This window comes from Bacteroidota bacterium, assembly GCA_016715945.1.
Lineage (GTDB): Bacteria > Bacteroidota > Bacteroidia > Bacteroidales > F082 > JALNZU01.
In genome coordinates this window covers 1-23,427 of the sequence record JADJXJ010000003.1, presented here as the reverse complement: position 1 = coordinate 23,427, position 23,427 = coordinate 1, and the positions used below count along the sequence as shown (strand labels likewise).

The 23,427-nt window shown below is 42.6% G+C and carries 19 protein-coding genes and 2 pseudogenes; 4 read left to right on the top strand and 17 right to left on the bottom strand.

Annotation, left to right across the window (positions count from 1 at the left end):
- Positions 1-33: 33 nt before the first annotated feature.
- Both IPM52_10520 and IPM52_10515 read right to left on the bottom strand, forming a co-directional pair.
- Entirely contained in the window at positions 34-1,275 is a 1,242-nt protein-coding gene (locus IPM52_10520) for an oligosaccharide flippase family protein (protein MBK9292042.1), read from the bottom strand.
- A gap of 1,489 nt (positions 1,276-2,764) precedes the next feature.
- Complete coding sequence (locus IPM52_10515) at positions 2,765-2,947, bottom strand: hypothetical protein (GenBank protein ID MBK9292041.1); 183 nt, start codon at positions 2,945-2,947, stop codon at positions 2,765-2,767.
- A gap of 1,280 nt (positions 2,948-4,227) precedes the next feature.
- Here IPM52_10515 and IPM52_10510 point away from each other — a divergent pair.
- The 3 genes from IPM52_10510 (at position 4,228) to IPM52_10500 (ending at position 8,261) form a co-directional block, all read left to right on the top strand.
- Positions 4,228-4,893, top strand: coding sequence for a hypothetical protein (locus IPM52_10510; protein MBK9292040.1), 666 nt, complete (start codon positions 4,228-4,230; stop codon positions 4,891-4,893).
- 259 nt (positions 4,894-5,152) lie between these two features.
- Complete coding sequence (locus IPM52_10505; protein ID MBK9292039.1) at positions 5,153-6,130, top strand: helix-turn-helix domain-containing protein; 978 nt, start codon at positions 5,153-5,155, stop codon at positions 6,128-6,130.
- 370 nt (positions 6,131-6,500) lie between these two features.
- Entirely contained in the window at positions 6,501-8,261 is a 1,761-nt protein-coding gene (locus tag IPM52_10500) for a hypothetical protein (protein ID MBK9292038.1), read from the top strand.
- Positions 8,262-8,501: 240 nt separating this feature from the next.
- Here the strand turns inward: IPM52_10500 and IPM52_10495 are convergent, their stop codons facing one another.
- Both IPM52_10495 and IPM52_10490 read right to left on the bottom strand, forming a co-directional pair.
- Positions 8,502-9,107, bottom strand: a complete 606-nt coding sequence (locus IPM52_10495; protein ID MBK9292037.1) for an archaeosortase/exosortase family protein — start codon at positions 9,105-9,107, stop codon at positions 8,502-8,504.
- A gap of 131 nt (positions 9,108-9,238) precedes the next feature.
- Positions 9,239-10,261 (bottom strand): hypothetical protein, encoded by a 1,023-nt coding sequence (locus tag IPM52_10490; GenBank protein ID MBK9292036.1) that lies wholly within the window; start codon positions 10,259-10,261, stop codon positions 9,239-9,241.
- Between the two features lie 71 nt (positions 10,262-10,332).
- On the opposite strand from IPM52_10490, the pseudogene IPM52_10485 reads away from it, so the two are divergent.
- A pseudogene (locus IPM52_10485) lies at positions 10,333-11,474 on the top strand (DegT/DnrJ/EryC1/StrS family aminotransferase).
- Here IPM52_10485 and IPM52_10480 read toward each other — a convergent pair.
- From IPM52_10480 to wzy, 13 genes and pseudogenes are all read right to left on the bottom strand, one after another.
- The gene (locus IPM52_10480; GenBank protein ID MBK9292035.1) at positions 11,394-12,401 is read right to left on the bottom strand and encodes a hypothetical protein; all 1,008 of its coding nucleotides are present in this window, start codon (positions 12,399-12,401) and stop codon (positions 11,394-11,396) included. The pseudogene IPM52_10485 and the gene IPM52_10480 overlap by 81 nt on opposite strands.
- Positions 12,402-12,447: 46 nt before the next feature.
- On the bottom strand, positions 12,448-13,701 hold the full coding sequence (locus IPM52_10475; GenBank protein ID MBK9292034.1) for an ATP-grasp domain-containing protein: 1,254 nt from the start codon (positions 13,699-13,701) through the stop codon (positions 12,448-12,450).
- 26 nt (positions 13,702-13,727) lie between these two features.
- A complete protein-coding gene (locus tag IPM52_10470) occupies positions 13,728-14,534 on the bottom strand; it encodes a class I SAM-dependent methyltransferase (GenBank protein MBK9292033.1) in 807 nt (268 codons plus the stop codon).
- Positions 14,535-14,733: 199 nt separating this feature from the next.
- Positions 14,734-15,159 carry a YdcF family protein gene (locus tag IPM52_10465; GenBank protein MBK9292032.1) on the bottom strand — a complete coding sequence of 142 codons (426 nt, stop codon included), beginning with the start codon at positions 15,157-15,159 and terminating at the stop codon, positions 14,734-14,736.
- A 47-nt stretch (positions 15,160-15,206) separates the two neighbouring features.
- Positions 15,207-15,806: an acetyltransferase gene (locus tag IPM52_10460; GenBank protein MBK9292031.1), complete on the bottom strand. Its 600-nt coding sequence runs from the start codon at positions 15,804-15,806 to the stop codon at positions 15,207-15,209.
- Between the two features lie 4 nt (positions 15,807-15,810).
- Positions 15,811-16,427, bottom strand: a pseudogene (locus tag IPM52_10455) (sugar transferase).
- A gap of 2 nt (positions 16,428-16,429) precedes the next feature.
- Positions 16,430-17,512: a glycosyltransferase family 4 protein gene (locus tag IPM52_10450; GenBank protein ID MBK9292030.1), complete on the bottom strand. Its 1,083-nt coding sequence runs from the start codon at positions 17,510-17,512 to the stop codon at positions 16,430-16,432.
- A gap of 74 nt (positions 17,513-17,586) precedes the next feature.
- The gene (locus IPM52_10445) at positions 17,587-18,426 is read right to left on the bottom strand and encodes a nucleotidyl transferase AbiEii/AbiGii toxin family protein (GenBank protein MBK9292029.1); all 840 of its coding nucleotides are present in this window, start codon (positions 18,424-18,426) and stop codon (positions 17,587-17,589) included.
- On the bottom strand, positions 18,419-19,048 hold the full coding sequence (locus IPM52_10440) for a hypothetical protein (GenBank protein ID MBK9292028.1): 630 nt from the start codon (positions 19,046-19,048) through the stop codon (positions 18,419-18,421). Before IPM52_10440 ends, IPM52_10445 begins: the two co-directional genes overlap by 8 nt.
- A 228-nt stretch (positions 19,049-19,276) precedes the next feature.
- On the bottom strand, positions 19,277-20,443 hold the full coding sequence (locus tag IPM52_10435) for a glycosyltransferase family 4 protein (GenBank protein MBK9292027.1): 1,167 nt from the start codon (positions 20,441-20,443) through the stop codon (positions 19,277-19,279).
- Positions 20,440-21,012 (bottom strand): acyltransferase, encoded by a 573-nt coding sequence (locus IPM52_10430; GenBank protein MBK9292026.1) that lies wholly within the window; start codon positions 21,010-21,012, stop codon positions 20,440-20,442. Before IPM52_10430 ends, IPM52_10435 begins: the two co-directional genes overlap by 4 nt.
- Positions 21,009-22,094 (bottom strand): glycosyltransferase, encoded by a 1,086-nt coding sequence (locus tag IPM52_10425; protein MBK9292025.1) that lies wholly within the window; start codon positions 22,092-22,094, stop codon positions 21,009-21,011. The genes IPM52_10430 and IPM52_10425 overlap by 4 nt, the downstream gene beginning before the upstream one ends.
- The coding region (gene wzy, locus IPM52_10420; protein MBK9292024.1) for an O-antigen polysaccharide polymerase Wzy at positions 22,094-23,427 on the bottom strand (1,334 nt) is incomplete at its 5' end. The genes wzy and IPM52_10425, both read right to left, overlap by 1 nt.

The following is a 23,427-nucleotide window of genomic DNA, read 5'->3' as shown; positions in this document are numbered from 1 at the left end:
AGGTCGGTTACGGGCGTTAAACAGGGGCGCAAGTTAATGCTTTCGGACGAGGCGGAAGGCAGGTATCCACAGCATAAGGTTCAAAACGATATGCGTTGCCCACATGGCAATAGCCGTGCCTGTGGCACCAAAGGCCGGGGCAAGCAAAAAATTCAGGGCCAGATTGGCAAGCGCCGCGACAAGAAAGGCCGAGCGATAGGAGGTGTCGCGGTGAACGGCAAGCAGCAGTTGTCCGGGAATGATATTGAATGCAATGAGCATAGCCACCGGAAGCAGTAGCCGCAACATAGCCCCTCCGTCGGCGGCTTCCTGTCCGCCCATGAGCCGCATGATCCAGCCCGCGCTGATAAAGGCGGTCATCAGAAGTCCCACAAAGACAAAATAAAACCACAAATAATTTCTTACAATAAACCGTCTGAGCCTGTCCGCAACGCCATCGCGCGCGGCAGCCACATTGCACAGGGCCGAAAAGGTGGCCTGCGAAAAGGTCGAAAGTATCTGCTGCACAGCCAAAAGAATCTTTTCGGCCAGCCCGAACAAACCCAGCGGAGCGCCCTGCACAAAGAGCCCCAGCACAAGCACATTGCTGTTGACCAGGCTGGTGGTGGAGGCCGTTGAAACGAATAAGGGCCAGCCTTCCCTCAGTTGTGTTATTACGCGCCGCCACCCTGCCCAGGCGGGCCTCACATCCCAACCAGCCTTCATGATGACAAAGGCAGCCATGGCGGCCATAATGTTGGCCAGGCCGAAAAACAGGATCAGCATATAGGCCTGATCAGCCCGCTGCAACAACAGCACAACCGCAAGGAAAAACAGCAGTTTCGAAAAGGCGTTGATGATGGTGATCCAATGCATGCGCTCAATTCCCAAAAAGAACCATTGGGGCCATAAGGCATTGCCCAGCACCCAGCATAGCGCACCTACATACAGCATTAAGCCCCCTGTTTGTACCGGCAGGACAGCAAAAACCACCGCCATCGCCAGCACCGATCCCCAAAAAACCAACAGCCTGGTACTCATCACCTCCGAAACGATGTTGTTAAGCAGGACCTTGTCGGAGCGGTGTACCGATACCCTGCGCGTGGCCGAATACGTGAAACCATAGTCGACCAGCGAAGACATGACGGTGGCCAGCGACTGCACAAAAGCAACCTGGGCAAAGGCTTCGAGGCCAATTACAGGCAGTACGACCGGGATGACCAGCAGGGGCACCAATTGGTTGACTACCTGAACGAGGCTTAGGCTGAAAAAGTTCTTCAGTAGCGTTGAAGGCATGGTGCAAAGATCAGCATTCAATATTCAAGATTCAAGATTCAAAATTCAAGATTCAAAGACTGGGAAAGAGTTTGGTTACGGGTTAGGGGAGGGGGGAGGAGAATTCAAGATTCAAGATTCAAAGATTCAAAATTCAAGATTGGTTGAGGTTGTGGATGTTGAGGGGTTGGTCAGCTCGGGCTAGTACTCGATTCCATCACGTGAACCTAAACTGTTAAAGCAACTTGGAGCATCAATTAAAATGGAAAAATTTGTGCTTTTGCTGGTCCAAAAGCACCAAAAGACCTTGCGCGAACGATGCTGCCTCCCCACCCTGCAAAAACAGCGCAAATCCTGGTAAAGTTGCGGGTATGGCGCAATGCTGCCGTATGTTCTCCCTCTGGAGATCGGGCGGGGGCGAAGTGATTTTTTACGATTGAATGTCGCTTTGCGCCATACAAACAGCCCGCGCTGCAGCACGGGCTGCTTTACCGGATTTGCAGCCGTTTTTGCATTCCCGCCAGCGCTTCCCGCCGTTCGCGCTTCCCGCGCGCCCAACCCGGCGATTTTATAAGTGACGGGGGACGGGGAAGTGAATTCAAAATTCAAAATTCAACAATTCGTTGGATTTCAGCGTTTAACGCTCAGGTTTTTGACTTGGCTCTTTTTCCTTTTTCCTTGGCTCTTCTTCAGGGGCGGGGGACGAGGGACGGGAGTTTGCTTTCGGGTTAGGGGAGGCGGGTTACGGGAGGAGAGAATTCAAAGATTTAATATTCAAGATTTGGTTAGTTACGGGTTAGGGGATGCGGGTTACGGGAGGAGAGAATTCGAAGATTCAAGATTCAAAGATTGGGAAAGAGTCTTGTTACGGGTTACGGGAGGCGGGTTGCGGGAGGGGAATTCAAAATTCAAAGATTCAAAATTGGTTGAGGTTGTGGATGGTGAGGGGTTGGTCATCTTGTGCTAAGGTGCGATTCCATCGCGTGCGCTAAAACTGTTTAAGCCTCTTAGAGCACAAACAAACCTAAGAATATTTTGTGCTTTTGCTGGTCCAAAAGCACCAAAAGACCTTGCGCGAACGATGCTGCCTCCCCACCCTGCAAAAACAGCGCAAATCCTGGTAAAGTTGCGGGTATGGCGCAATGCTTCCGCGTGTTCACCTTCTGGAAAGTAGCGGGGGCTAAGTGATTTTTTACGATTGAATGTCGCATTGCGCCATACAAACAGCCCGCGCTCCCGCACGGGCTGCTTTACCGGATTTGCAGCCGTTTTTGCATTCCCGCCAGCGCTTCCCGCCGTTCGCGCGGCCTGCCCGCCCTATCCGGCGGTTCTTTCAGGGACGGGGGACGGGGGACGAGGGACGGGAGTTTGCTTTCGGGTTAGGGGAGGCGGGTTACGGGAGGAGAGAATTCAAAGATTCAAAATTTGATTGATTTTGGGGATGTTGAGGGGTTGGTCATCTCATGCTAAGGTGCGATTCCATGGCGCGAACTAATCCTATTCATCCTTCTCAGAACACCGACAAAATAACAACAATGACAACTTCCTGTTCTTTTGCTTGATCAAAAGAACCAAAAATCAAGGGCAAACGAGTTTTTTCAGTGACATGGGACAAGTGACGAGAGACGGGATTTGGTTGCGGGTTGCGGGAGGGGGGAGGAGTGAATTCAAAATTCAAAGATTCAAAATTCAAGATTGGTTGAGGTTGTGGATGGTGAGGGGTTGGTCATCTCGGGCTAAGGCGCGATTCCATCGCGCGAACTAATCCCACTGATCCTTCTCAGAACGCTAAATACGATTGCAACAATGACATCTTCCTGTTCTTTTGCTTGATCAAAAGAACCAAAAATCAAGGGCAAACGAGTTTTTACTCCCCGCTCTGCATCAAGGGCGCAAATCTATGTGAGGGGTGCATAACGGCATGCAAAACATTATTGTTTCATATAAATATGGCGGGAGCTGATCAGTATTTCCTGATTTTTTCGCAGCATGCCGTCATGCAAACAGTCCACGCCGGGGCGTGGTCTGCCTCACAAGATTTGCTGCCCTTGCTGCATTCACCCGGGGCGCACGCTCCCCGTTTGCCCTGGCCCGCGCACCCAGCCCGGCGAAATTATCAGTGACGAGGGACAAGTGACGGGGGACGGGAGTTTGGTTACGGGTTAAGGGATGCGGGTTACGGGAAGCGAGAACTCAACGATTCAAGATTCAATTATTCGTTGGATTTCAGAGTTAAATGTTCCAACTTTTGACTTGGCTCTTTTTCCTTGTCCCTTGGCTCTTCTTCAGGGACGGGGGACGGGAATCTAGTTACGGGTTACGGGAGGGGGGTTACGGGAGCTGGGAATTCAAAATTCAAAGATTCAAGATTCAAAGATTGGTAAAAGGTCTTGTTACGGGTTACGGGATGGGGGTTATGGTAGGAGAGAATTCAAAGATTCAAGATTAAATATTTCGTTGGTTTTCAGCGTTTAATGTCTCATTTTTTGACTTGGCTCTTTGTCCTTGTCCCTTGGCTCTTTTTAGGTGACATGGGACAAGTGACGGGGGACGGGAGTCTTGTTACGGGTTAGGGGTTGCGGGAGGGGGATTCATGATTCAAGATTCAGGGCGAGGCAAAGGGTTTGTGCGGTGATGATTCGGTATTTGGCAAGTGATGTGCTGATTATTTGATTGACTTTAAGGCTGTTAAAAGCAAACCGGGTATGCATGAGGTATTGAAAGTTACCTGAAATGGGAAAAAGAATGTGATGCTGTTATGGGGATTTTCGCTGGAATTGTTCTATGGTCTTTGGGCGGAAGGAATGACGATTGCCCTGACAGTTCCTTTCCGCAAATTCCCCAAATTCCCCAATGGCAGGGGCCATTTTGTCAGTAGGCAATAAGATAGCTGCCTTCAGGGAAACTGGAGAAAAAACGGCATGAATGCACGGTAATTGAGTAGCTGAGGATATCCATATAAATTTTTAAAAAATGGGAATTATTAAAAAAGGTATCCTCGGCGGTGTTTCCGGAAAGGTCGGAAACGTGGTTGGCGGCAGCCTGAACGGTGTGCATTACCTCCGTTCGTTGCCTTCGGGGATGCGTCAGGCCAACACTCCTTCTCAGCTGGCTCAGCGCGAGCGCTTTGGCATGATGGTCAGGTTTCTTCGACCCATGAAGGAACTCATCAGCATCGGCTTCAAAGCGGAAGCAAGCCGGATGAATCCTTTCAATGCCGCGGTTTCGTTCAACCTCCGGAATGCACTTTCCGGCGATCGGGAAACGGGCTTCAGCATCGATTATGCCAATGTAGCGCTTAGCCTCGGCAGCAGACCAGGAATGAGCGAAGCTGCCATGGAAAGCACGGAGGCGTCAAGTCTTAGCCTGCAATGGGCTGACAACAGCACCACGAAAGGCGCTTCGGCCGACGACATCCTCTTTTTGACCACGTTTAACGAGGCCAAAGGCGATGCCATCGTGGAGCTGAATCTGGCAACGCGTCAGGCCTCTGCTGCGCTACTCAGGCTCCCGGCCGAATGGAGCGGCGAAACCGTTCATGTGTTTGCCGGCTTTCTGGCCTCGAGCGTCCTGCTGGGTACGGTGAAGCCCGACCGCATTTCGCGCAGCCAATACCTGGGCGCCATCACGCCGGCCTAAGACGGGTATCGCCAGGCGAAACCGGATCTCCCTGGGGAGCATCCGGTTTTTTTTGTCGTTATATGGCAGACAATCGTGGGTTTTGCTGCTAAAAAACAGCGTGCCGGAAGTGTCTTAATACAATTAAAACATGATTGCAAAATGCATAAAACGCCTGCCCCTATTGAAATAGCTCAATTGTCAACAAAATAATGTTGAAATTTTCCTTGCTTTTATATGATTTAATTGCTATATTTTTGAGCCACAATTATGGATTTATATGCCTAAACCAATCATTGAGATTACGACAGATCCAGATCTGGGGCTGATGCATCATCTTGTGCAGGGGAGTCTTATGCCCTGGCTCGAAGAGAATAACGACCCCATGCTGTTTCGTATTTTAAAAGAAAGAAAGGAAAAAGAAATACCCGGAAATGCATTGTACCACCTTCTTATTCAGAGACCTTTCGGGGCGGAAAAAGATGTTAAAGAAGCATTGCAGCGGCTGTTTGCCGGGAATAAAGAAGACAAATTCAATGAGCTTTTTCATGCAATCAAGCCCATAGCAGAAAACTCGGACAAGCTGTTTTTCTATCTGGTGTTGGCCATCATGGCGCTGCATTCAGGGGTGTCAAATCTTCTTTATCAATTTAATAATTTAGGCGAGGATGAAAAGGCGCTTTTTCTGAAAAAAACGGTCAGGACGCTTCAGGAATTTTTTAACGGCTGTATCGACAAATGCATCGAAAGAACGGAAACAGACAAGACTATTCTATTCGTTTTGGCAAACTTCATTGTTATTCTTTATGCACACCTCGATAAACACCTTAACGGACATCTTGAAAAAATTCCGCTCAGTTTGAATGCAAGGGGCTTTTTGCGTCCTTCGGGCGATGAAAACAACAGGACAATGCAAACGGAAATACAGCGTATTGTCAATCAGTTTATCCAAAAGCATTACCGGGCGGAAAAGTATGGTTACGAGGAAAATGCTTATGAGGCATCGCTTGCTCACGATGATCTTCCAAAGGGAAAGAATAGCGCAGTTGATGCAAACAATAAATTAAGTCGTTCAGAAGATGGCGAAACGGTATTTCTGAGTACGAAGGAGGCGGCAAAACTACTTAATAATGTAAGTCCAAAAACGATTGTAAACTGGTGCAAGGCCAACAGGTTGAAGCACTTACGCATAGGAAAGTCCTATAAAATTTACAAAAAGGAACTCGAATTGATGATCAAAACACAACAAACCAATTGAAAAAACAATGGAAAAAAAACAACAAAACGTTAGCAATCAGGAAACAGGGAGATTTTTTGAGCAATTGCAACAGCAAAGGGCGCTTGACCTGAACAAGGCTCAGGAGAAACTTCGCCGGGAATACACGATTAACCGGTTTGTAGTCAAGCCGTTGAGCGAAGAGGTTAGCATAAACTTTTCAGACCGGTCGTTTCCGGGCGCTATCAGGACAAAGACCTCCGCAATAGCAGAATACATTGCTGCTGATGGGCAGGCGTCGCGGACGACGAAATTGAAATATCTATGGTTAGGGTTTAACGCGGAAGTTACCACACCGGATCATTGCCTCAAGCTTCAGCTTAAAGACCATCCGAAGCTCAAAAGGCTGTATATGGAATATCTCTTGCAGCGTTCTTTCGAAAAAAAGAGGCTGGCCGTTCAGAGGGATTTTGCCGGAAACCTGTGCGTTTGGCTGCCGACGGGAGAAAAAGGGACGATCGGGCTATATAATGAAGTGAAACTGCGGGTACAGTACGACAAGACATCGGAAGAATACTTATTACGCGTCAGTTTTGCGGGAGAGCATTCCGTAATGAAGCAAGCCCTGGCATGGATTAATGAAATGAAGCCCAATGCAGCCGATCATGTCCGAAAGGTGCTGTTCGACAATCAGATCCTTCACATCAATGCACTGCCACCAGAGGCAGGACGCTCTCCCGAAAAGTTTTTTGCGGTATTGAACCGCCGGCTTTCGGAAGCTTTGGGATTACAATGGGCGCACGTACCGAGAAAGGACAAACACGAGACTTTCCTGAAGCGCACGGAAGAATTCTGCCATACGCACCTCCTCCCTGACAGCGTAGAAGGACTCCGCATCAGTGCAAGCCCTGAAGAGGTAAGCCTGGCCGGTGATCTATACAAAGTACGCAATATCCCGCTGCTGTTTGGAAAGGGCGAACATTCCGATTTATACAAAGGGCTTCAGGAAGGCGGGCCATATCTTGCGCCGCCCTGCCGTCAACTCGTATTTTTCTTCATTTATGAAAAACGGTATGAAATATTAAAGGAATGGCTATCCGGAAAGTTGTTTGGAACGGCTGAGAAAGGATTATTCCACTTTATCAGGACGGCATGCTATCACGAAGGCGAACGCGACATTGTACTCAGCGAAGCCAAAAACGCCATTGCCGAACTAAGCAGGGCGCTGCAAACAACAAGCTTTGAGCCGGGAAAACAATATGTTGCCATTTACCTTAGTCCGGTAAGCCGTTTTTCCGTTAGCACGGCCATGCACAGCATTTATTACCGCATCAGGGAACTGCTGCTCAAAAGAGGGGTGATGATGCAGGCCATAGAGAGCCAAAAACTGGAAAAAGCCAAAGCTTTCTTTAACTTTTGGATACCCAATATCGCCAGTGCCGTTATTGCCAAAAGCGGGGGACTTCCATGGGTGCTGAAAACGGAGAATAAACCGGGGCTTGTGGTTGGTTTTGGGCTATATCAGACACGGAAATATGGCATGCGATATCTGGGCGCAAGCTTTTGTTTCGATACCAGCGGGCGTTTTATGGGCTACGATGCTTTTCCGGCCAACGACAGCGAGGGGGTGGCAGCCAAACTGAGCGAAGCCCTGAGGCGATATCATGCCCGACACGGCAGGCCGGAACGGATGGTGGTACACTACCACAAACAGATGAGCGACAGGGAGTTTGCTCCCATACTGCAAATTATTCAGGACTTTGACAGCAAGGTGGAGCTGTATGTGCTGAAAATCAACGAATCGGGCACGGATGATTATGCCGTGAGAGATCATACGAACACATACGGTTACCCGAAAGATGGCAGCGTTTTCAGGCTAAATCCGGGCGATTATCTGCTCTACCGTAACGGATATGACGGCACAGGAAGTCCTAAGTTGCAGCCCATGCCGCTCCGCATCTATATCCACAAGAGCAGCAGACCATTATCGGAAGCAGGCGCAATGGCGCTGCTGGAGGAGGTGTATCTGTTTACCCGTCTCAACTGGCGCAGCGTTGGGGACACTAGCCTGCCGGTAACGGTTCGTTTTCCCAAGCTTTACGCCTCACAGCGGGCCTGGTTCGAAGGGGAAAGCCTGCCTCAGGGGGTTCGCGAGCGACCGTGGTTTTTGTAGGTGTGGAAGGGTTTTCATGTCTTCCGAAGTTTGATGTAATTCGTCGGGAGCGGCTTGATATGTTGCTGTAATACTGGGCCTTAAAAAATGACGTCAGACATTTTAGGTGTTAAATCGGTGATTGCAATGTATTTGTTGGTGTGACACTATCCTTTTAACGCTGTAAAGGTTAAGAGACAAGGTCTCTTATGAATAGCCTTGATACAGTTCAGTATATCGTCTCGCCTTTTTATTTTTGGACTATGAGCGATGTTTTGTTGATGGTTTTGACGGGAAATATTCGACCCATACAACCCACATAACGAAAATCATGAAGTAGAAAAAGGTTTTAAAGATGTAGTCGTGGAAAAAGTCGAAATGGTTGGGCCAGGGTTTGAGCGTAAGCGTGAGGCCTACGATACGGATAATGTTCACAAAGTGAATGACTACAATTCCGGCCGGGATAAACCATAGCTTGTGCTTCCAAGGGCCTGGGAAAAAAATCATGATAAAAACAAAGTGCAGCCATTGTTTTAGACTGGTGCAGCCCGGGCTCACTTCAACATATCCCCACAATCCGTTGTTCGTCGAAACCCAAATGGTTTGGTCGCTCGTAGTATGTCCGGCTCTAAAAATATGTTTCAGAATCCAGTCGCTTTGCCTGAACAGAATATCGCTGGCAAAAGCGAAAAGGCTGTCGACGGCATTTTTTATTGGGTAAAAGCCTGTTGCGGCCCACCATTTATATATGAAGTGAAAACTGAGCAGCAGAATGGCAAAATAAACCACATTCCATAGTGGCCGAATGCGGCTGTCAGAATGCAGGGATCTCAGTTTATTCAGGGAGGATTTATCAAATACTGACATTATAAGTTCTTTTTGGTGTGTTTGCAAAGGAACGCTAGGCTTATCACTTCATCGACCATGGCAACCGTTCAGGTTTAGGATCATTGCGTAAGCTAATTATTCCAAGGTATTACGAAAATAGCCATTGTCTGTCATCTGCGGTAGGCCGGGAAAAAGCCCGATGCAGACTCGGGCGGATCGATTCCCCGTAGGGTGAGTTGGGCATATTTTTCCGGCTGATGAATAAAACGCAGGCTCGAAAACGTATGCAAGGTATTACCAAAGCCTTTTTTAAAGCGGAATAAGCCGTCGCTTGTGCTTGCGCCCAATCCCCCACCAAGATGAAGTAAAGATGCCTTTCGCCCGATGCCCAGCTGAATGGCTGTATCGATCATCAGCTTCGAAGGGCTGCCTAAAAGGCCTTTGTTGGTGGTTGCGCCAAGATGAAATTGCATGATATTACCGAACAGGGTAAACAATCCGCCCCCAACAAAATCATCGTCCTGACTGTTGTGCAATGCGATATACATCAGTTTTTCGCCCAGTAAATGACGAAGTGAGGTGAAATAGGTTTCGGGGAAAAAATAGTAAGGGTTGGCCTTTTTCCTTTGCATAGTCTGGTTGTAGGCTTCAATGAACGCATGAAAGGATTGGTAGTCGTTGGTTCTGACATAAAAACTTTCGTTACCGTTTCTTAGGTTGCGCCTATGGTTTTCGGAGTAGGTTTTGCGTATTACTTCGAACGGCTGTTTCAAATCGACCGACACCGTATTGCCATGGATTACCTGCCTGAAAGTGAGGTTTCGGCTGAATACCCAGTTGTTATAAAAGGGGTTGAGGCGAAGAAAAGTAGTGAGATAACCAGCGGCAACCGCTTCTTCGTCGAACGCCCTCAGGATGTTTTCAGCCTCATCGCCTGATAGCCGACGCGAGCAGAGTACCCCCGGATAGCCGTACGGACTGACAAGGTCGAAACAACGTTCGCAGCTTTCTACCGGCCTCGAAATGAGCGGAATCAGCGCGATAATGCCCTCGTTTTCGTAAACCCATGCCATGGCCTCACCGCCGAGCATCCAGGCTTCGATGGCGCAATACTCCGGCAGATGGTACAAATCGTGCTCAGTGCGCTTTAGTATATCGGGCCAAAGAGGATTGTCGGCTGTGATGAAAGGCATTCATCGGTATTTGGTGTGCAAAAATAAAGCCTGATTGTTACTTTTGCAGCATTATTTACCAACCTTGCCCGATGAAACAGAAAATCTGGTTATCGAGTCCGCATATGGGCGGAACAGAAAACACCTATGTGCAACAGGCCTTCGAAGCCAACTGGGTGGCGCCGCTTGGTCCGAATGTGGACGGTTTTGAGCGCGATCTGGAAGCCTATACCGGTGCCAAGCACGCCGCGGCCCTCAGCAGCGGAACAGCCGCCCTGCATCTGGCCCTGATTCTGCTGGGCGTCAAGGCGGGCGATGAGGTAATCTGTCAAAGCTTCACCTTTTCGGCTTCGGCCAATCCCATCGTTTATCAGGGTGCGATCCCCGTTTTTGTGGACTCGGAAACCAAAACCTGGAACATTTGTCCTGATGCGCTTGAAGTGGCCATAAAGGACCGTATGCGCAAAGGCAGGAAGCCCGCCGCCATCATTGCCGTGGACCTTTACGGCATGCCGGCACAGATGGAACGCATTACTGCGATTGCTGAATCGTACGATATTCCTCTGATTGAGGATGCGGCCGAGGCACTGGGATCGCATATCCGGGGCAAAAAATGCGGCACATTTGGCAGGCTCAATATTTTGTCGTTCAACGGCAATAAGATCATCACCACCAGTGGTGGGGGCGCCTTATTGTCGGAAGATGAGGCCATGATCAGCAAAGCCCGCTTTCTGGCCACTCAGGCCCGCGACCCTGCCCCTCACTACCAGCACAGCCATATCGGCTACAACTACCGCATGAGCAATATTGTAGCCGGCATTGGCCGCGGACAAATGGAGGTGCTGCCCGTGCGCATCAGGGCACGCAGGGAAAACTTTGAACGATACAGTAAACTTTTTGGGGATATTAAGGCCAGAGGCTATGCAGCGGAGCTGCTTCCTGAACCGGAAGGCTATTTTTCGAACCGCTGGCTGACTACGGTGATTATCGATCCGGAGAAGAATCGTGGCATCACGCGGGAAAAACTACGGCTGGCCTTTGAGGCCGAAAACATCGAATCGCGGCCTCTATGGAAACCCATGCACCTGCAGCCGGTATTCGAAGACGTTCCTTTTTACGGGGACGGCGTCAGTGAGAAGCTTTTAATGAAGGATTATGCCTGCCTTCGGGTTCCAATTTGAGCGAAACCGATTGGGAAAGGATCGGAGAGGTGCTGATGAGGGTTTTTGGTTGAGGACAACGCGCTTTGTTTATCCTCGTTTTGGGGCAAGTATTGATTCCGTCTTGTCTGGCTTAAAAAGACAACACGATCATTATTGATCGACTTCGAGATCCCACAGGCCTGCCAGGGTTGTGTGATGTTTCCTTTTCCTCCCGTATAAAAGTGCAGAACACCCTTTAAGGGTGGCTGGATCAGATCGATATCTAAAATGAACTGCCTGTAAAAGTGGTAAAAGGGCGAAAATCTGATAAATGAACACCGTATGTAATTTTCAAAATCCCGATAGATGCCCGCCTGTTCCTCAGCCACACGGTAAACAATGTATGTTCGGGCAGCTTCGGCACTTTTTTGTAACAGTTCCCCGGCAGACATTTGATTAGCACCGAAAAGATTTTTCGATGCATTCCGAAGCAGTATATCAAAATTCGGGTCATCATAAATGGCATTTGAAATTCTGGCATTCGTTGTCAAAAGACAATCATCAAAGTCAGTGGCATATTGCCGGTAAAGCGCCGATACCGGCGTGACATGGAAGATTTCGCCATGATTACCGGCCAATTGCTTCAATCCATTTACATAATCAATGGTGTGTTGTTTTGGGATCAGATTTGCCTTATGTACCCTTTCATCACCGGGGAAAATGCCAATCCTAAGACCGGGTTCGTATATCTCATGGACTGCCAAAGCGATTTTCGCGAGATTATCTAATGTCAATCTTTCACAATCATCAACGTGTTGGCCCGGCAGATTAGGGTTCTTGCATCCGCCCCAAAACTGAAAAAGATGGATGGGTTGATTTTCATCAATGCTTCTATACAGCATTTTCTTGATATTGGCCCCGGCTTCGGTGTCGGGCTTAGGCCCTGATCTAAAGCGTTTGTTGATCAATATTTTTAATATACGATCCGCCATTTGTATTTTTTCGGGGTCCCTGCTCATTTAATACCTATTTGCGATATTTCTTTAAAGATAGACGAAATTAATTTTAGTGAGGCAAAACAATATGGCTATCGTTTATCCCATTGAACAGATCCCGAATCATGATATCCTGACCCTTATCATTCATAATCTGCAAATGATTGATTGCCAACGTAGTTTTGTCGGATAAATCCTCTTTGTTCGTCGCTTTTACAATAAAACCCGCTACGCGGTCGGCGCTGGTCATATATGGAGATATCCGCATGCCCGGAGATTTATAGATTACCAATTCCTCAATGATTTTTTTGTCAAGCAGCTCTTCCTGACCTTTCACTTTATCAAACACATCGGGAAGCGAATAAATGCTGTTGGTAGAAATGTAGTCAGGATTGGGATTAAGATTAACTGCGGTATTTATCCCCAAATAAGTATTGATGGTTGCATCAATGGCATCGAATCCTGTACTCAGCTGTGTGGCGCGGCTGGCAAGTCCACCGGCCGCCCTGGCACCGAATTCAATGACAAAGATTTCTTTGTTTTTCACGATCGTCTGAATGAACAAGGTGGTGTTTTGCAGGCCAAAGGCGTTCACAAGATTTTGTGCAATATCATGAAGATTATCGACCATAGATTCTTCCAGGGCAAGGGGGCGCAAGGATCTAAAGCATTGCACTACCGTTTGATTGCTGTAGATGTTGTATTTCTCATAAATGGATATTATCTGAATTACACCCTCTGCAACAAAAGCATCTATGACGATCTCACGCCCTTCAATGAACTCCTCGATGATAACTTTCCTCAAACTACTTAACGTTCGGGCATATTCAATGTAGTCTTCCAATTGCCTCAATGAGTATGCAACCCGAACCCCTTTCGATCCGTAACTGTCCGCAGGCTTGACAATCAGCGGTAATTTTAAACCACCCAAAACAATATCCCTTCCAAAAGGCGCTACGATGAAAGCTGGTGTGGGAACCCGGGCTTCCACCATGCGATTCTTCATCAGCGCTTTATCCGTCACCAGCAAAGCCGTTTCAACGTTGTAAGGCGCCGGAAGGCCCATCTTTTGCGCAATCCGGCAGGCCACCAGATTAAGCTGATCACCGCTTGCACTGATGACAAGGTCTGCCCTTTCCATAATTGCCAGTTTTTGGATGGCATCAACATCCATAGCACTGATCTGGTGATGAACATCAGCAAAATCCCGAGCCACGGGATTGGGGTGGATATCCACCAATTGGGTAACATATCCTCTCTCCCTCAGATTGCTGAGTAACGAAATGTGCGAACTGGCTCCTCCCAGAACGATGGCTTTTTTCACAGAACGATTGTCTTATGCTGCATTTTTTAAGCAAGCTGTTCTGAATCGTTCATGAACGCATGTATGTTATAAACGAAAAATACCGGATGCTTTTCCAATCCAAGGTATTTATCAATGCTGTCGGTGAATCGATCCAAAGCCTTTTTGAATTTTTCGTGTCCTGAATTCAAAAGGCCGGGAATTTCATTGGTTGTGAAGAGCCAGTTTTTGTAGTCGTTCTTGTTCCAGTGCATCTGGGCCTCAAGGTTGAAATACCTATGCAAGATAAAAAGATTATTTTTATTGATAGTTTCGAGGATCGTCTCCCATTTCCAGCGTTGTGGCATGGTGAGCAATAGTTTGTTTGCGTTTATTTCGGCAACAAAATCAACATAGGCCTGATCCAGCTGCATGAATGGGGTGACAGGAGGATGTGATGGCCCCCAAAACGCAAATAGCCCATACGGTTTAAGTATGCGCTTTATTTCCCTGAGTGTGGTTTCAGGCTCCATCCAATGTATTGATGAAGATGCAGTTACCAGGGAAGCAACCCCGTCTGGTAAGGTAGTCTGATGACCATAAGCAATGCGATAGTTTACATTTTTGTTTTTTGTACGCCGGAGCGCCATCCGGATCATATTTTCCGAGGGGTCGATACCGATAACCTTGTCTGCACAAGAAGACCAGCTACGTGTTGAATTACCCGTTCCACATCCCAGATCAACAACCAGCTCGATTTGTTTGGATTGCAAATAGCGCAACAGAATCTGCCTGAGCTTCACAGGAACTCCAGGGCGGTATTTATTATATTGAGCTTCGTTGCCAGCCCAACGAGATAGTATTTGCGCAGTCATTGTTCTTTGGCTATTGCTTTCAAACTGACTCTTACTTTTCGAAAAGGAAAAAGAAAATTAGCTTGGTGTATTCCTGAAAAACGACCTTGGCGTCCTCTCTTTTATTGTACCAGCATCTTGCATCGAAACCTGTGTATGGATTGTGTGCCACTGATCGTTGAATATTTAGCTCTTGATCGTGTAAAACGTCATTAAAAATTTACCAGGAACGCCGGGAGTGATAGGATGAAATGATAATGGAAACAGTGTGAATTTGCTGGTTGGATTTTAAATATTCAGCAAAAACTCCTGCCTCCTGACGGGTACTTGATGCATCGCCCGGAATAATTGTAATGAGGCTGTCCGCAACACCAAGCGCTAGCAACAACTCCCGCGACACCGTCGCATGGGACGGAGCCCTGAACCCAATAGAATCAAGAATGTTGCGGTCATATACCACGTCATTCACCATTACTATCCGACTGATCTTACATTGCTTGAGGAGTGAATGGGCCAGTAAAGTCCGATCTACCAAACGACCTATGAGGATAATACCTACATCCGATTTTGGAGCTTCATCTGACCTGATTAGCCAGGAACCCGCATTTAGAAATAAATAAACATTTAAAAACAGAAAAGCGAACACAAGGCCCGCATTTCTTATCCAAATTCTATTTATCGGTTTTATGAGGTTCAATCCGGTATGTGCTTACTGACACGAGCAGGAATACCCACTACGACCACTTTATCGGGAATATCTGAGGTAACCACTGCTCCAGCACCGATGACAGCCCATTTGCCTATTTTAACTCCCGGGATCACTATGGCGCCAGCACCAATATGGGTTCCCTCACCAATTGTGACGCCACCACACAATGTTGCATTTGGAGAAATGTGCACATAATCGCCAATTTCACAATCATGATCGATGCTTGCGGCCGTATTAACAATACAATGGCGGCCTATGATGGTGCCTGACTGAATGATGCAATGGTGAAACAGGACAGATCCTTCTCCAACTGACGAAAATGGTGATAAAGTGGCTGTTGGGTGCATTACCGTGTGGTATTTAAACAGATGTGATTCAACCAGCCTCCTGCGGATGAAGCTGTCACCTATACCAATAATAATTTGTTCGTTATCTGGATTAATAAAATCTGTTTTATGGATCTTTAAGCCATTAATTTCAACTTTTTTCGGATCATCGTCAACAAACCCGATATTTTCGTGTCCACTGGCCACCAAACAATCATAGATAACCTTACCATGGCCACTTGCGCCATAAATCCATATTTTATTATTCTTTTCCATGAATAGTTCCGGTAAATTTTTCGGCTGTGGCATGGCCGTATTGGCTGATACCTTCGGAAATGAAAACTTTTTCTGCTGTTTTTATCAGAACTTTGAGATCGAGGGCAAAACTACAATTATCGACATAATAAACATCATATTTGAATTTCTGCTCCCAGCTTAGGGCATTTCGTCCGTTGACCTGAGCCCAGCCGGTGATGCCCGGCCTTACTTCATGGCGGCGCGCTTGTTCCCTGCTGTAAAGCGGCAGATACTCCATGAGCAAAGGTCGCGGGCCGATGAGGCTCATATCGCCTTTCAGTACATTGATGAGTTGGGGTAATTCGTCGAGCGAGGTTCTTCTGATAAATTTACCTATCGCGGTAAGGCGCTCCGCATCCGGCAATAAATCGCCGTTTTTATCTTTTTGTCGTTCATGGTTTTGAACTTCACAATCCTAAAGACTTTCTCATTCTTACCTGGTCGAGTTTGAAAGAAAAAGGGTTTCCCTTGATTCGCAAAATATAATCCAATTGTTACCACCAAAAAGATCGGCGATAAACAAATTAGTCCCACCAAAGCAATTGTAAAATCAAATAGGCGTTTAAGATAGTTTTTGTACATGGTTAATTAAGCTTACTTAAAAGATGATTATATTCTTCTAAAATGGCATTCCAAACCACTTGTTGTTCATAACGAGATTGAATCATGGAACGTGCATTGGTTTTCAATCGCTGATAATATGCCTGATTATTCATTAATGTATTCATAGCATCCAATATAGCTCTTGAATCCTTAACGGGAATAATCATTCCATTTTCTCCTTCTACTACAATTTCATTGCAACCATTAATATTAGAAACAATACACGGTAATTCCATTGCTCCCGCTTGCATCACTACATTCGGAAATCCCTCTCGGTAACTCGGAAAAACCAAACAATCCGAAACAGCAAAATAAGGTCTTACATCTGGTTGAAAACCTACAGAAATAATATTTGGATTTGTTTTGATAATTGTTTCGGTTTCAGGTAGTAATGGGTCTAACTCTCTTTCGTAATTTCCAACCAAAAGAAGTTTTGAGTTTTGAGTTTTGAGTTTTGAGAAAGCACCTATCAATTCGTTGATTCCTTTGTCTTTTACAATCCGTCCTACAAAAATAAAAACAAAATCTTCGAGTTGTATGCCTAATGATTTTTTAAGATTTTCTTTTTGTTCCTCTGATATTTGATTCGGATTGAAATAGGTGGTGTCAATTCCGTTTGAAGAGCCTTTACCGATTACTTTCAGCTTTTCTGTTGAAGTAAATTTATTTTCTAAAATAAAATCATACAGACCTTTCGAATTCGGATAAACCTTTGTAGCACAAGCATAAGTAAGTTTTTCTACAAAGTCCAAAATTTTTCTTTTGATTCCTTTTTCTTCCATTAGAGGTAAACCTGCAACCGTATGCAAACGAATCGGGACTCCTGCTAATTTTGCTCCTAACATTCCGATAATTCCTGCTTTTGGAGTGTGAGAATGTACAATATTCGGTTTTTCTTTTTTACATAATTTATAAAGATTCCAAAGTGATTTTAAATCCGAAAAAGGAGAAATCGTACGAGTCATCTCTAATGCTACAACCCTAATATTTTCATCATTTTTTACGTCTTCTAACTCTTGTCCTTTACTTGAAACTCCAACCACCTCAAAACCATTTTCGGACATAAAACGATGCTGTCCCTTTAAAAGCGTTTTTAAAGAAACCGGAACGGTTGTAATACGGATGAGTTTTGATTGAGTCATAACTTAATTTTTATAAAATCAACTAATTGCAGAAAATAGTCTGTTGTCCAAATGTCGGTTTCTGATTGATTTTTTATAAACGGACGTACATCGTTTTTAACCAAATTAATGTCTGTTTCAGAAATTCTTTTTTTAAGCATTTCTTTGAATATAGGAGGAGTAAGTGTTTCTTTAGTGAAATTATGTGTTTGTGCTGCTCTTTGTGAAAAATGCTCAAATCCCAACGGAATATCATTTCGCACGTACCATTCAAAATCATACCAGTCTCGCCCTTTCACCCTGTTTTTCCAGTTTCTGAACAACAAAGCGTGTGTTTTTCCCGCAAACAAATCAGGAAGCGTATAGCATCTGACCATAAAAGAAAAAGGCAACAACAATAATTTTGGTTCAGTTGAAAAACCCAAAGGAGGTTGCGTATCTACTTCTATTTTGATTTTTATGCTTTGCGTGGTTTGAAAGCTCAAATTATAAATTTCGGTTGTATCTTTCAAAAAAGCAGATTCTACCTGTGATAGATTTTTTTTCTCTTTTCTTGAAATAACTACTTCCCTGCCTAATGCCTTAAATTCGTCAATGACTGCTTCAAAATAATTTTCCAAAGAAAAATCACTTTCGGGTTGCAATAGGGAAAAATCCAAATCTTCTGAAAAACGAGGCAATCCGTGAAAAATCCTTAAACAAGTGCCTCCGTAAAAAGCAGTTTTATTGAAAAATCCTGCCCTATACAATCCTGCCAAAGTAACCTGCTGCATCACTTCGTGCAACGCATTGATGCGGTCATTCTCTGTTTGTATGGTATATCGAGACAGCATTTGGTCAAATACAGTGTTACTCATTTTCCAGCAATTTTAAAAGTTGTGTCAGTTCTGTTTTTTTCTTTCCTTTTTCGATACATTCACGGACAATTTCGGTATTCCAAACTTTTTTTTCAAACAAATCTATCCTTAAATTTTCTTCCAAATACGTTTTTACTGCTTTTACAGACTGTAACCTCAATCCCGAAGTAAGCAGTATCATATCACACAATGCTTTTTCGGGAGAAGCTATCAGAAATATGCTTTTACTCTTGGTTTCTTCTTGTTGGATACCTATCGAAAAATAATTTTCTGGAACTGTCCGATAATCAAATTCTCCTAAAGGAGTGGTGTATTGCTTGGCTCGTTTTGTTGTTACCGAACGAACGTTATACACTCTTTCAGGAATCAATCCGTAATAAGACAAAGCACTTTCGAGCGATATATAGGATGGTCCGTACAGATGATTGGCTATCAGCTCACGTGAAATTTCGCTTTTACTCACTTTGGGAGCTACCACATACAAACCTTTTTTGAGCCGTATCAGTTGGTCGCCTTTTTCCAAAGAGGCAATTTTGTCTTTTGCAGAACGGTATCCGTCCAATACAGAAGTCAAAGTAGCATACTCTACAGGAATGTTTCCAAAACGGGCTAAATTTATCATTTATGTATTTTGTATATTACTTTACCAAATATAAACGAATTAAAACACCAAGCAAAAATAGTAAAATATGTTTAGATAATCGAAATAAAACCGATTATTTATGTAAAATTCACTAAAAAATGATTTTTTATAACCACGTCAAAACCACTTTCGGACATAAAGCGATGCTGCCCCTTTAAAAGTGTTTTTAAAGAAACCGGAACGGTTGTGATGCGGATGAGTTTGGGTTTATTCATCTATTAGTCTTTCATTCATTAAAGAATAAAATTCTTGTCTTTTTTTGTCAAGATTTTCCTTTAAATACGGAACAGCTTTTTTTAAACTTGAAGTACTTTCTTGAATCAAAATTTCTCTATCTAAATACAATTGTTTTATATGATTGGACAATTCTTGTGCATTACCTCGCTGATGAACAAATTTCTTTGAAACTATATCAGGAATTCCTCCTACATTACTACCGATAACTGGACATCCCATTGCCATAGCCTCAATGGTGGCACGTGGCATCCCTTCTGTTAGAGAAGGCTGAACGTATAAAGACAATGTACTTAAAAAATCATTAATTTGATTTCCTGCTTCTAACCTTCCAATATATTCAATATTTTCATTTAGGTTTAAACGTCTCGCTAAATCTAAAACCCATGAAAAATCACCCTTGCCTACTAAACTAATTTTAATATTTGATTTTATATTTTCTTCTAATAAAGAGATTGCCTTTAACAAAACATCTTGTCCTTTATACTTTGCATCAAATCCTCCGATAAGTCCAATTCTGAATATGTTTCCAAAAAATCGTTCTTGATTTAAGCTTTGTTTTTCTAATATAGAATTGATTATGACATCTGATAAAGCAACAGTTATTGCTTGTGGCTGGGTGGGGTAATCTTTTTGAAGTTTATTTTCGGTAACATAACTTACAAAATCTGCTCGTTTTACTACTTTTTTATTTTGGTATTCAAAGAGAGGAGCTGCAACTTTACCTAATAAAGAACCATGGCTTCCAAGTGCCTCCTTTGCATTTCCTACTTGTTCTACCCATACCTTTTTATTCATTTTAAAAGCTAATTCAGCTGCTATAAATCCTAAAACACTAGGTAAACGAACTAAAACCACATCTGCTTTTTCAATTAAAACTTTAAGTTCTTGTTTAATTTTTCGATAATTCTTTATAGCGTCAATAGCTGAAGAATAATTTTTAGTTAGATAAAAAGAGACGTTTTTTGTAGAAGACTCTACTTTTTTGTCTTTTTCATTATCACTAAACCGACCATAAACAATAACTTTATCAAAATTAATTAAATAATTCTTCCATATAATAGAGGGTAAACCACCTCCACTATAAATAATCTCTTGACTGCTATAAAAAGGATGATCGTGTATAAACAATATTGTCATATCTCTTTTATTACTTTCGCTGGTATCCCACCAACAATTACATTTGAATCAACATCTTTATTGACAACAGCACCAGCTGCAATAATTGCTCTATTCTGAATGTGAACTCCTGCCAGTATTCTACAACCACACCCAATCCAGACATCATCAAAAATTGTAACTTTCCCATAAGTAACGGGATTATACTTTATCGGAGTAGTTTTATCTTTCCAATCATGATTAGTTGATAAAATTGTAGAATTATGAGCCACTGAAACATTATTTCCAATTTCAATTTCCCCATTAGCATCAATATAACAATTACTGTGTATACTAACATTAGTACCAATTGATAATTTTTCCCAACCTAAAATTTGGACATTTGTACCTATTTTTACGTTATCTCCACAAGATTTAATCCTTGCTTTTAAGATAATATATCTCAACCCGACAAATAGAATTTGTGAATGATTTGCAGTACAGTTCCAAATAAATAATAAAAATGATTTAGGTAAAAACGTAAAGAGCTTTACTAAAACATTTAATATCCTCTTATTTCTTTTAAACTTTTCTCTACCCGTTTCACTCATAACAGTTTATTATAAAATTCATCAAACCTCATCTTGTAGTCAAACTTCATCATTGTATTTTCTTTTAAATTGTGATCTCTTTTAGCCCTCATTAAATATAAGTCTTCTAACGCCTTGACAAATGCATCAACATCTTTAGGCTCAAATAATTGAGTGTTATTTGCAACGGTTTCTTGTATTGGGGCTATATCTGAGGCTACAAATGGCAGTCCCATAATCATTGCTTCAATTAAGGCATTTGGTTGTCCTTCGGTTAAAGATGGAAAAAAAAATACATCCATCGTATTCAAAACTCGAGGTATGTCTGAACGATAATTTAACAATATAACTTTATCATGCAACTGTTTTGATATAACCTGAGCTTCCAAATTATCTTTTACGTCATTACCACAAAGTAAAAAGTAAATATCATCATATTTTTTACAAATTAGGGTAGCAACCTCAATAATTGTATGATGATTTTTAGCTTCATTAAAACGACCTGTATGTCCTATTACAAAGGCACTCGATGGAATATTTAATTCTTCTCGGAGTGTTTTATCTTCCTCTATAAATGGCCTACTGTCAATTCCATTATAAATCACAGCAAATCGACTGTCTGTTTTCCATTGGTTAGGATAAAAGTAGTCAAATGCCGCTATAGAGTTTGATAATATATCTGTAGCGTATTGATAAGTCATTTTTTGTACAAAATTATTATAAAACAATCTAAATTTTGTTTCTTTAAAATGATTGGTTGCACCTCTATAAAATGAAATTCTTTTATTCACTCCAGCCCACTTTGCAGTAAGCAATATCACTCCAGCAAAATTACCTGTAAAATCACATACAACATCTATATTGTACTTTTTAAAGAATTTATAAATATATATATAATCTTTTGGATTAAAGAAGCTTATTTTCTTCACATGAATAATTACATTCGGAATAGCTTTGTACTTCATTTCTAACTGTCCTGCCTTTCCCCCTTTACAAAAGACATATATTTGGTCAAAGCTCTCAGCTTTATAGGTGAGAAATCTAAGTAAATAGTTTTCTATTCCTCCTGAATCTAATCCCGTTACAAAAAAAACGCAATTCATTATTCTATTTTAATTTGTTTAGAAAACAATTTATCTATTATAATAGTATACACAATTATTTTTAATGGATTTAAAAAAGTAGATCTATTAATATAAAAAGCGACTGTTATCAAAACCAAATATATAATTACAGAAATGTGGTTCTTATTATAGTGAGCATCAAATGTTAAAAAAGAAATGAAATACCCGAATATAAAAAAGACTAAAATAGTTAAATATGGCCCTAAATTGATATAAAGATCTGCAATGATTTCAGACCCCTCTCCATAAGAATAATATTCACCTTGACCAAGGACAGTAAAAAATAAGGTAGAACTCCTATACATTATAGGTATATCATAAAAAACAGAACTAAAAGGTATTACATCTACTGTATTTGAAATTAAAGTTGTCCCATATAAATAAGGATGTTGTTCTGGAACAACATCTAAAGCTCTGTATAAAATTCGAACACTACTAGCAAATTCCTCTGTAGGGTTAAATTTTTGTTCCAAGTAAGCTTCGTATCCTTCACTAAAAATATTACCTGAACGTTCACTGGCATCTCTTGTTCTACCTTCTCTTAATATTCCAAACAATACTGCGCCTATAAAGAAGAAAACTATCAATGTGCGTCCTTTAATATGCTTATAGAATAAAGTATAAGCGACTATATTAATTGAAGCTATTTGTAAAACCGGTCCTCTATCTCCAGTAACAAGAAACAGATATGTATATAAAACTAAAATCCCGATAAAGACTTTATTATTTAATAAATAACTAATAATCTCCTGCCTATTACGTTTGATATTTCCGAGGTTTCTATAAAAGTATATAATTTTTAAAAAAATTATCACCTTCAACAATAAAAATATATATGTAGCTCCAGTTCCCCACTCATCAACATTATAACTTCCACTCAAAAAACTATTACCAACTACTAATAAAAATAAAACAAAAAAGATAACTAATCCTTTGTCTAACCATTTAGATTCAATACGATACTTATCAATCTTTGAAACACAATGAAATTTATATTTTTTCCTAGCATTAATTAAAAACCCAAGAATCCAAAATAATATACATAATGTACTCAACCAAGTTGCATAGTTTACCACCTTTTTATTTATCCATATAAAGTCTGGATTTTCTGGTTCGATTCCAATTGAGGCTAAAAAGGGAATCTGAAAATGAAGTATTAAAAATCCTAAAACAAAAAACAAATCGTATCTAACCCAAGACTTAAATATTTTTAAACAAGTACGGAAAAATATAAAAACATTTAAACACACCAATATAGACAACCAAAAATTGATACTATTATCAAAATGTGATTTTAAATCTGGATTAAATA

What these genes read in the sequence shown, in the direction of transcription:
- IPM52_10520 (MBK9292042.1), bottom strand. Translation starts at nt 1,275, where the DNA reads ATGCCTTCAACGCTACTGAAGAACTTTTTCAGCCTAAGCCTCGTTCAG.
- IPM52_10510 (MBK9292040.1), top strand. Translation starts at nt 4,228, where the DNA reads ATGGGAATTATTAAAAAAGGTATCCTCGGCGGTGTTTCCGGAAAGGTC.
- IPM52_10505 (MBK9292039.1), top strand. Translation starts at nt 5,153, where the DNA reads ATGCCTAAACCAATCATTGAGATTACGACAGATCCAGATCTGGGGCTG.
- IPM52_10500 (MBK9292038.1), top strand. Translation starts at nt 6,501, where the DNA reads ATGGAATATCTCTTGCAGCGTTCTTTCGAAAAAAAGAGGCTGGCCGTT.
- IPM52_10495 (MBK9292037.1), bottom strand. Translation starts at nt 9,107, where the DNA reads ATGTCAGTATTTGATAAATCCTCCCTGAATAAACTGAGATCCCTGCAT.
- IPM52_10490 (MBK9292036.1), bottom strand. Translation starts at nt 10,261, where the DNA reads ATGCCTTTCATCACAGCCGACAATCCTCTTTGGCCCGATATACTAAAG.
- IPM52_10480 (MBK9292035.1), bottom strand. Translation starts at nt 12,401, where the DNA reads ATGAGCAGGGACCCCGAAAAAATACAAATGGCGGATCGTATATTAAAA.
- IPM52_10470 (MBK9292033.1), bottom strand. Translation starts at nt 14,534, where the DNA reads ATGACTGCGCAAATACTATCTCGTTGGGCTGGCAACGAAGCTCAATAT.
- IPM52_10450 (MBK9292030.1), bottom strand. Translation starts at nt 17,512, where the DNA reads ATGTCCGAAAATGGTTTTGAGGTGGTTGGAGTTTCAAGTAAAGGACAA.
- IPM52_10445 (MBK9292029.1), bottom strand. Translation starts at nt 18,426, where the DNA reads ATGAGTAACACTGTATTTGACCAAATGCTGTCTCGATATACCATACAA.
- IPM52_10440 (MBK9292028.1), bottom strand. Translation starts at nt 19,048, where the DNA reads ATGATAAATTTAGCCCGTTTTGGAAACATTCCTGTAGAGTATGCTACT.
- IPM52_10435 (MBK9292027.1), bottom strand. Translation starts at nt 20,443, where the DNA reads ATGACAATATTGTTTATACACGATCATCCTTTTTATAGCAGTCAAGAG.
- IPM52_10430 (MBK9292026.1), bottom strand. Translation starts at nt 21,012, where the DNA reads ATGAGTGAAACGGGTAGAGAAAAGTTTAAAAGAAATAAGAGGATATTA.
- IPM52_10425 (MBK9292025.1), bottom strand. Translation starts at nt 22,094, where the DNA reads ATGAATTGCGTTTTTTTTGTAACGGGATTAGATTCAGGAGGAATAGAA.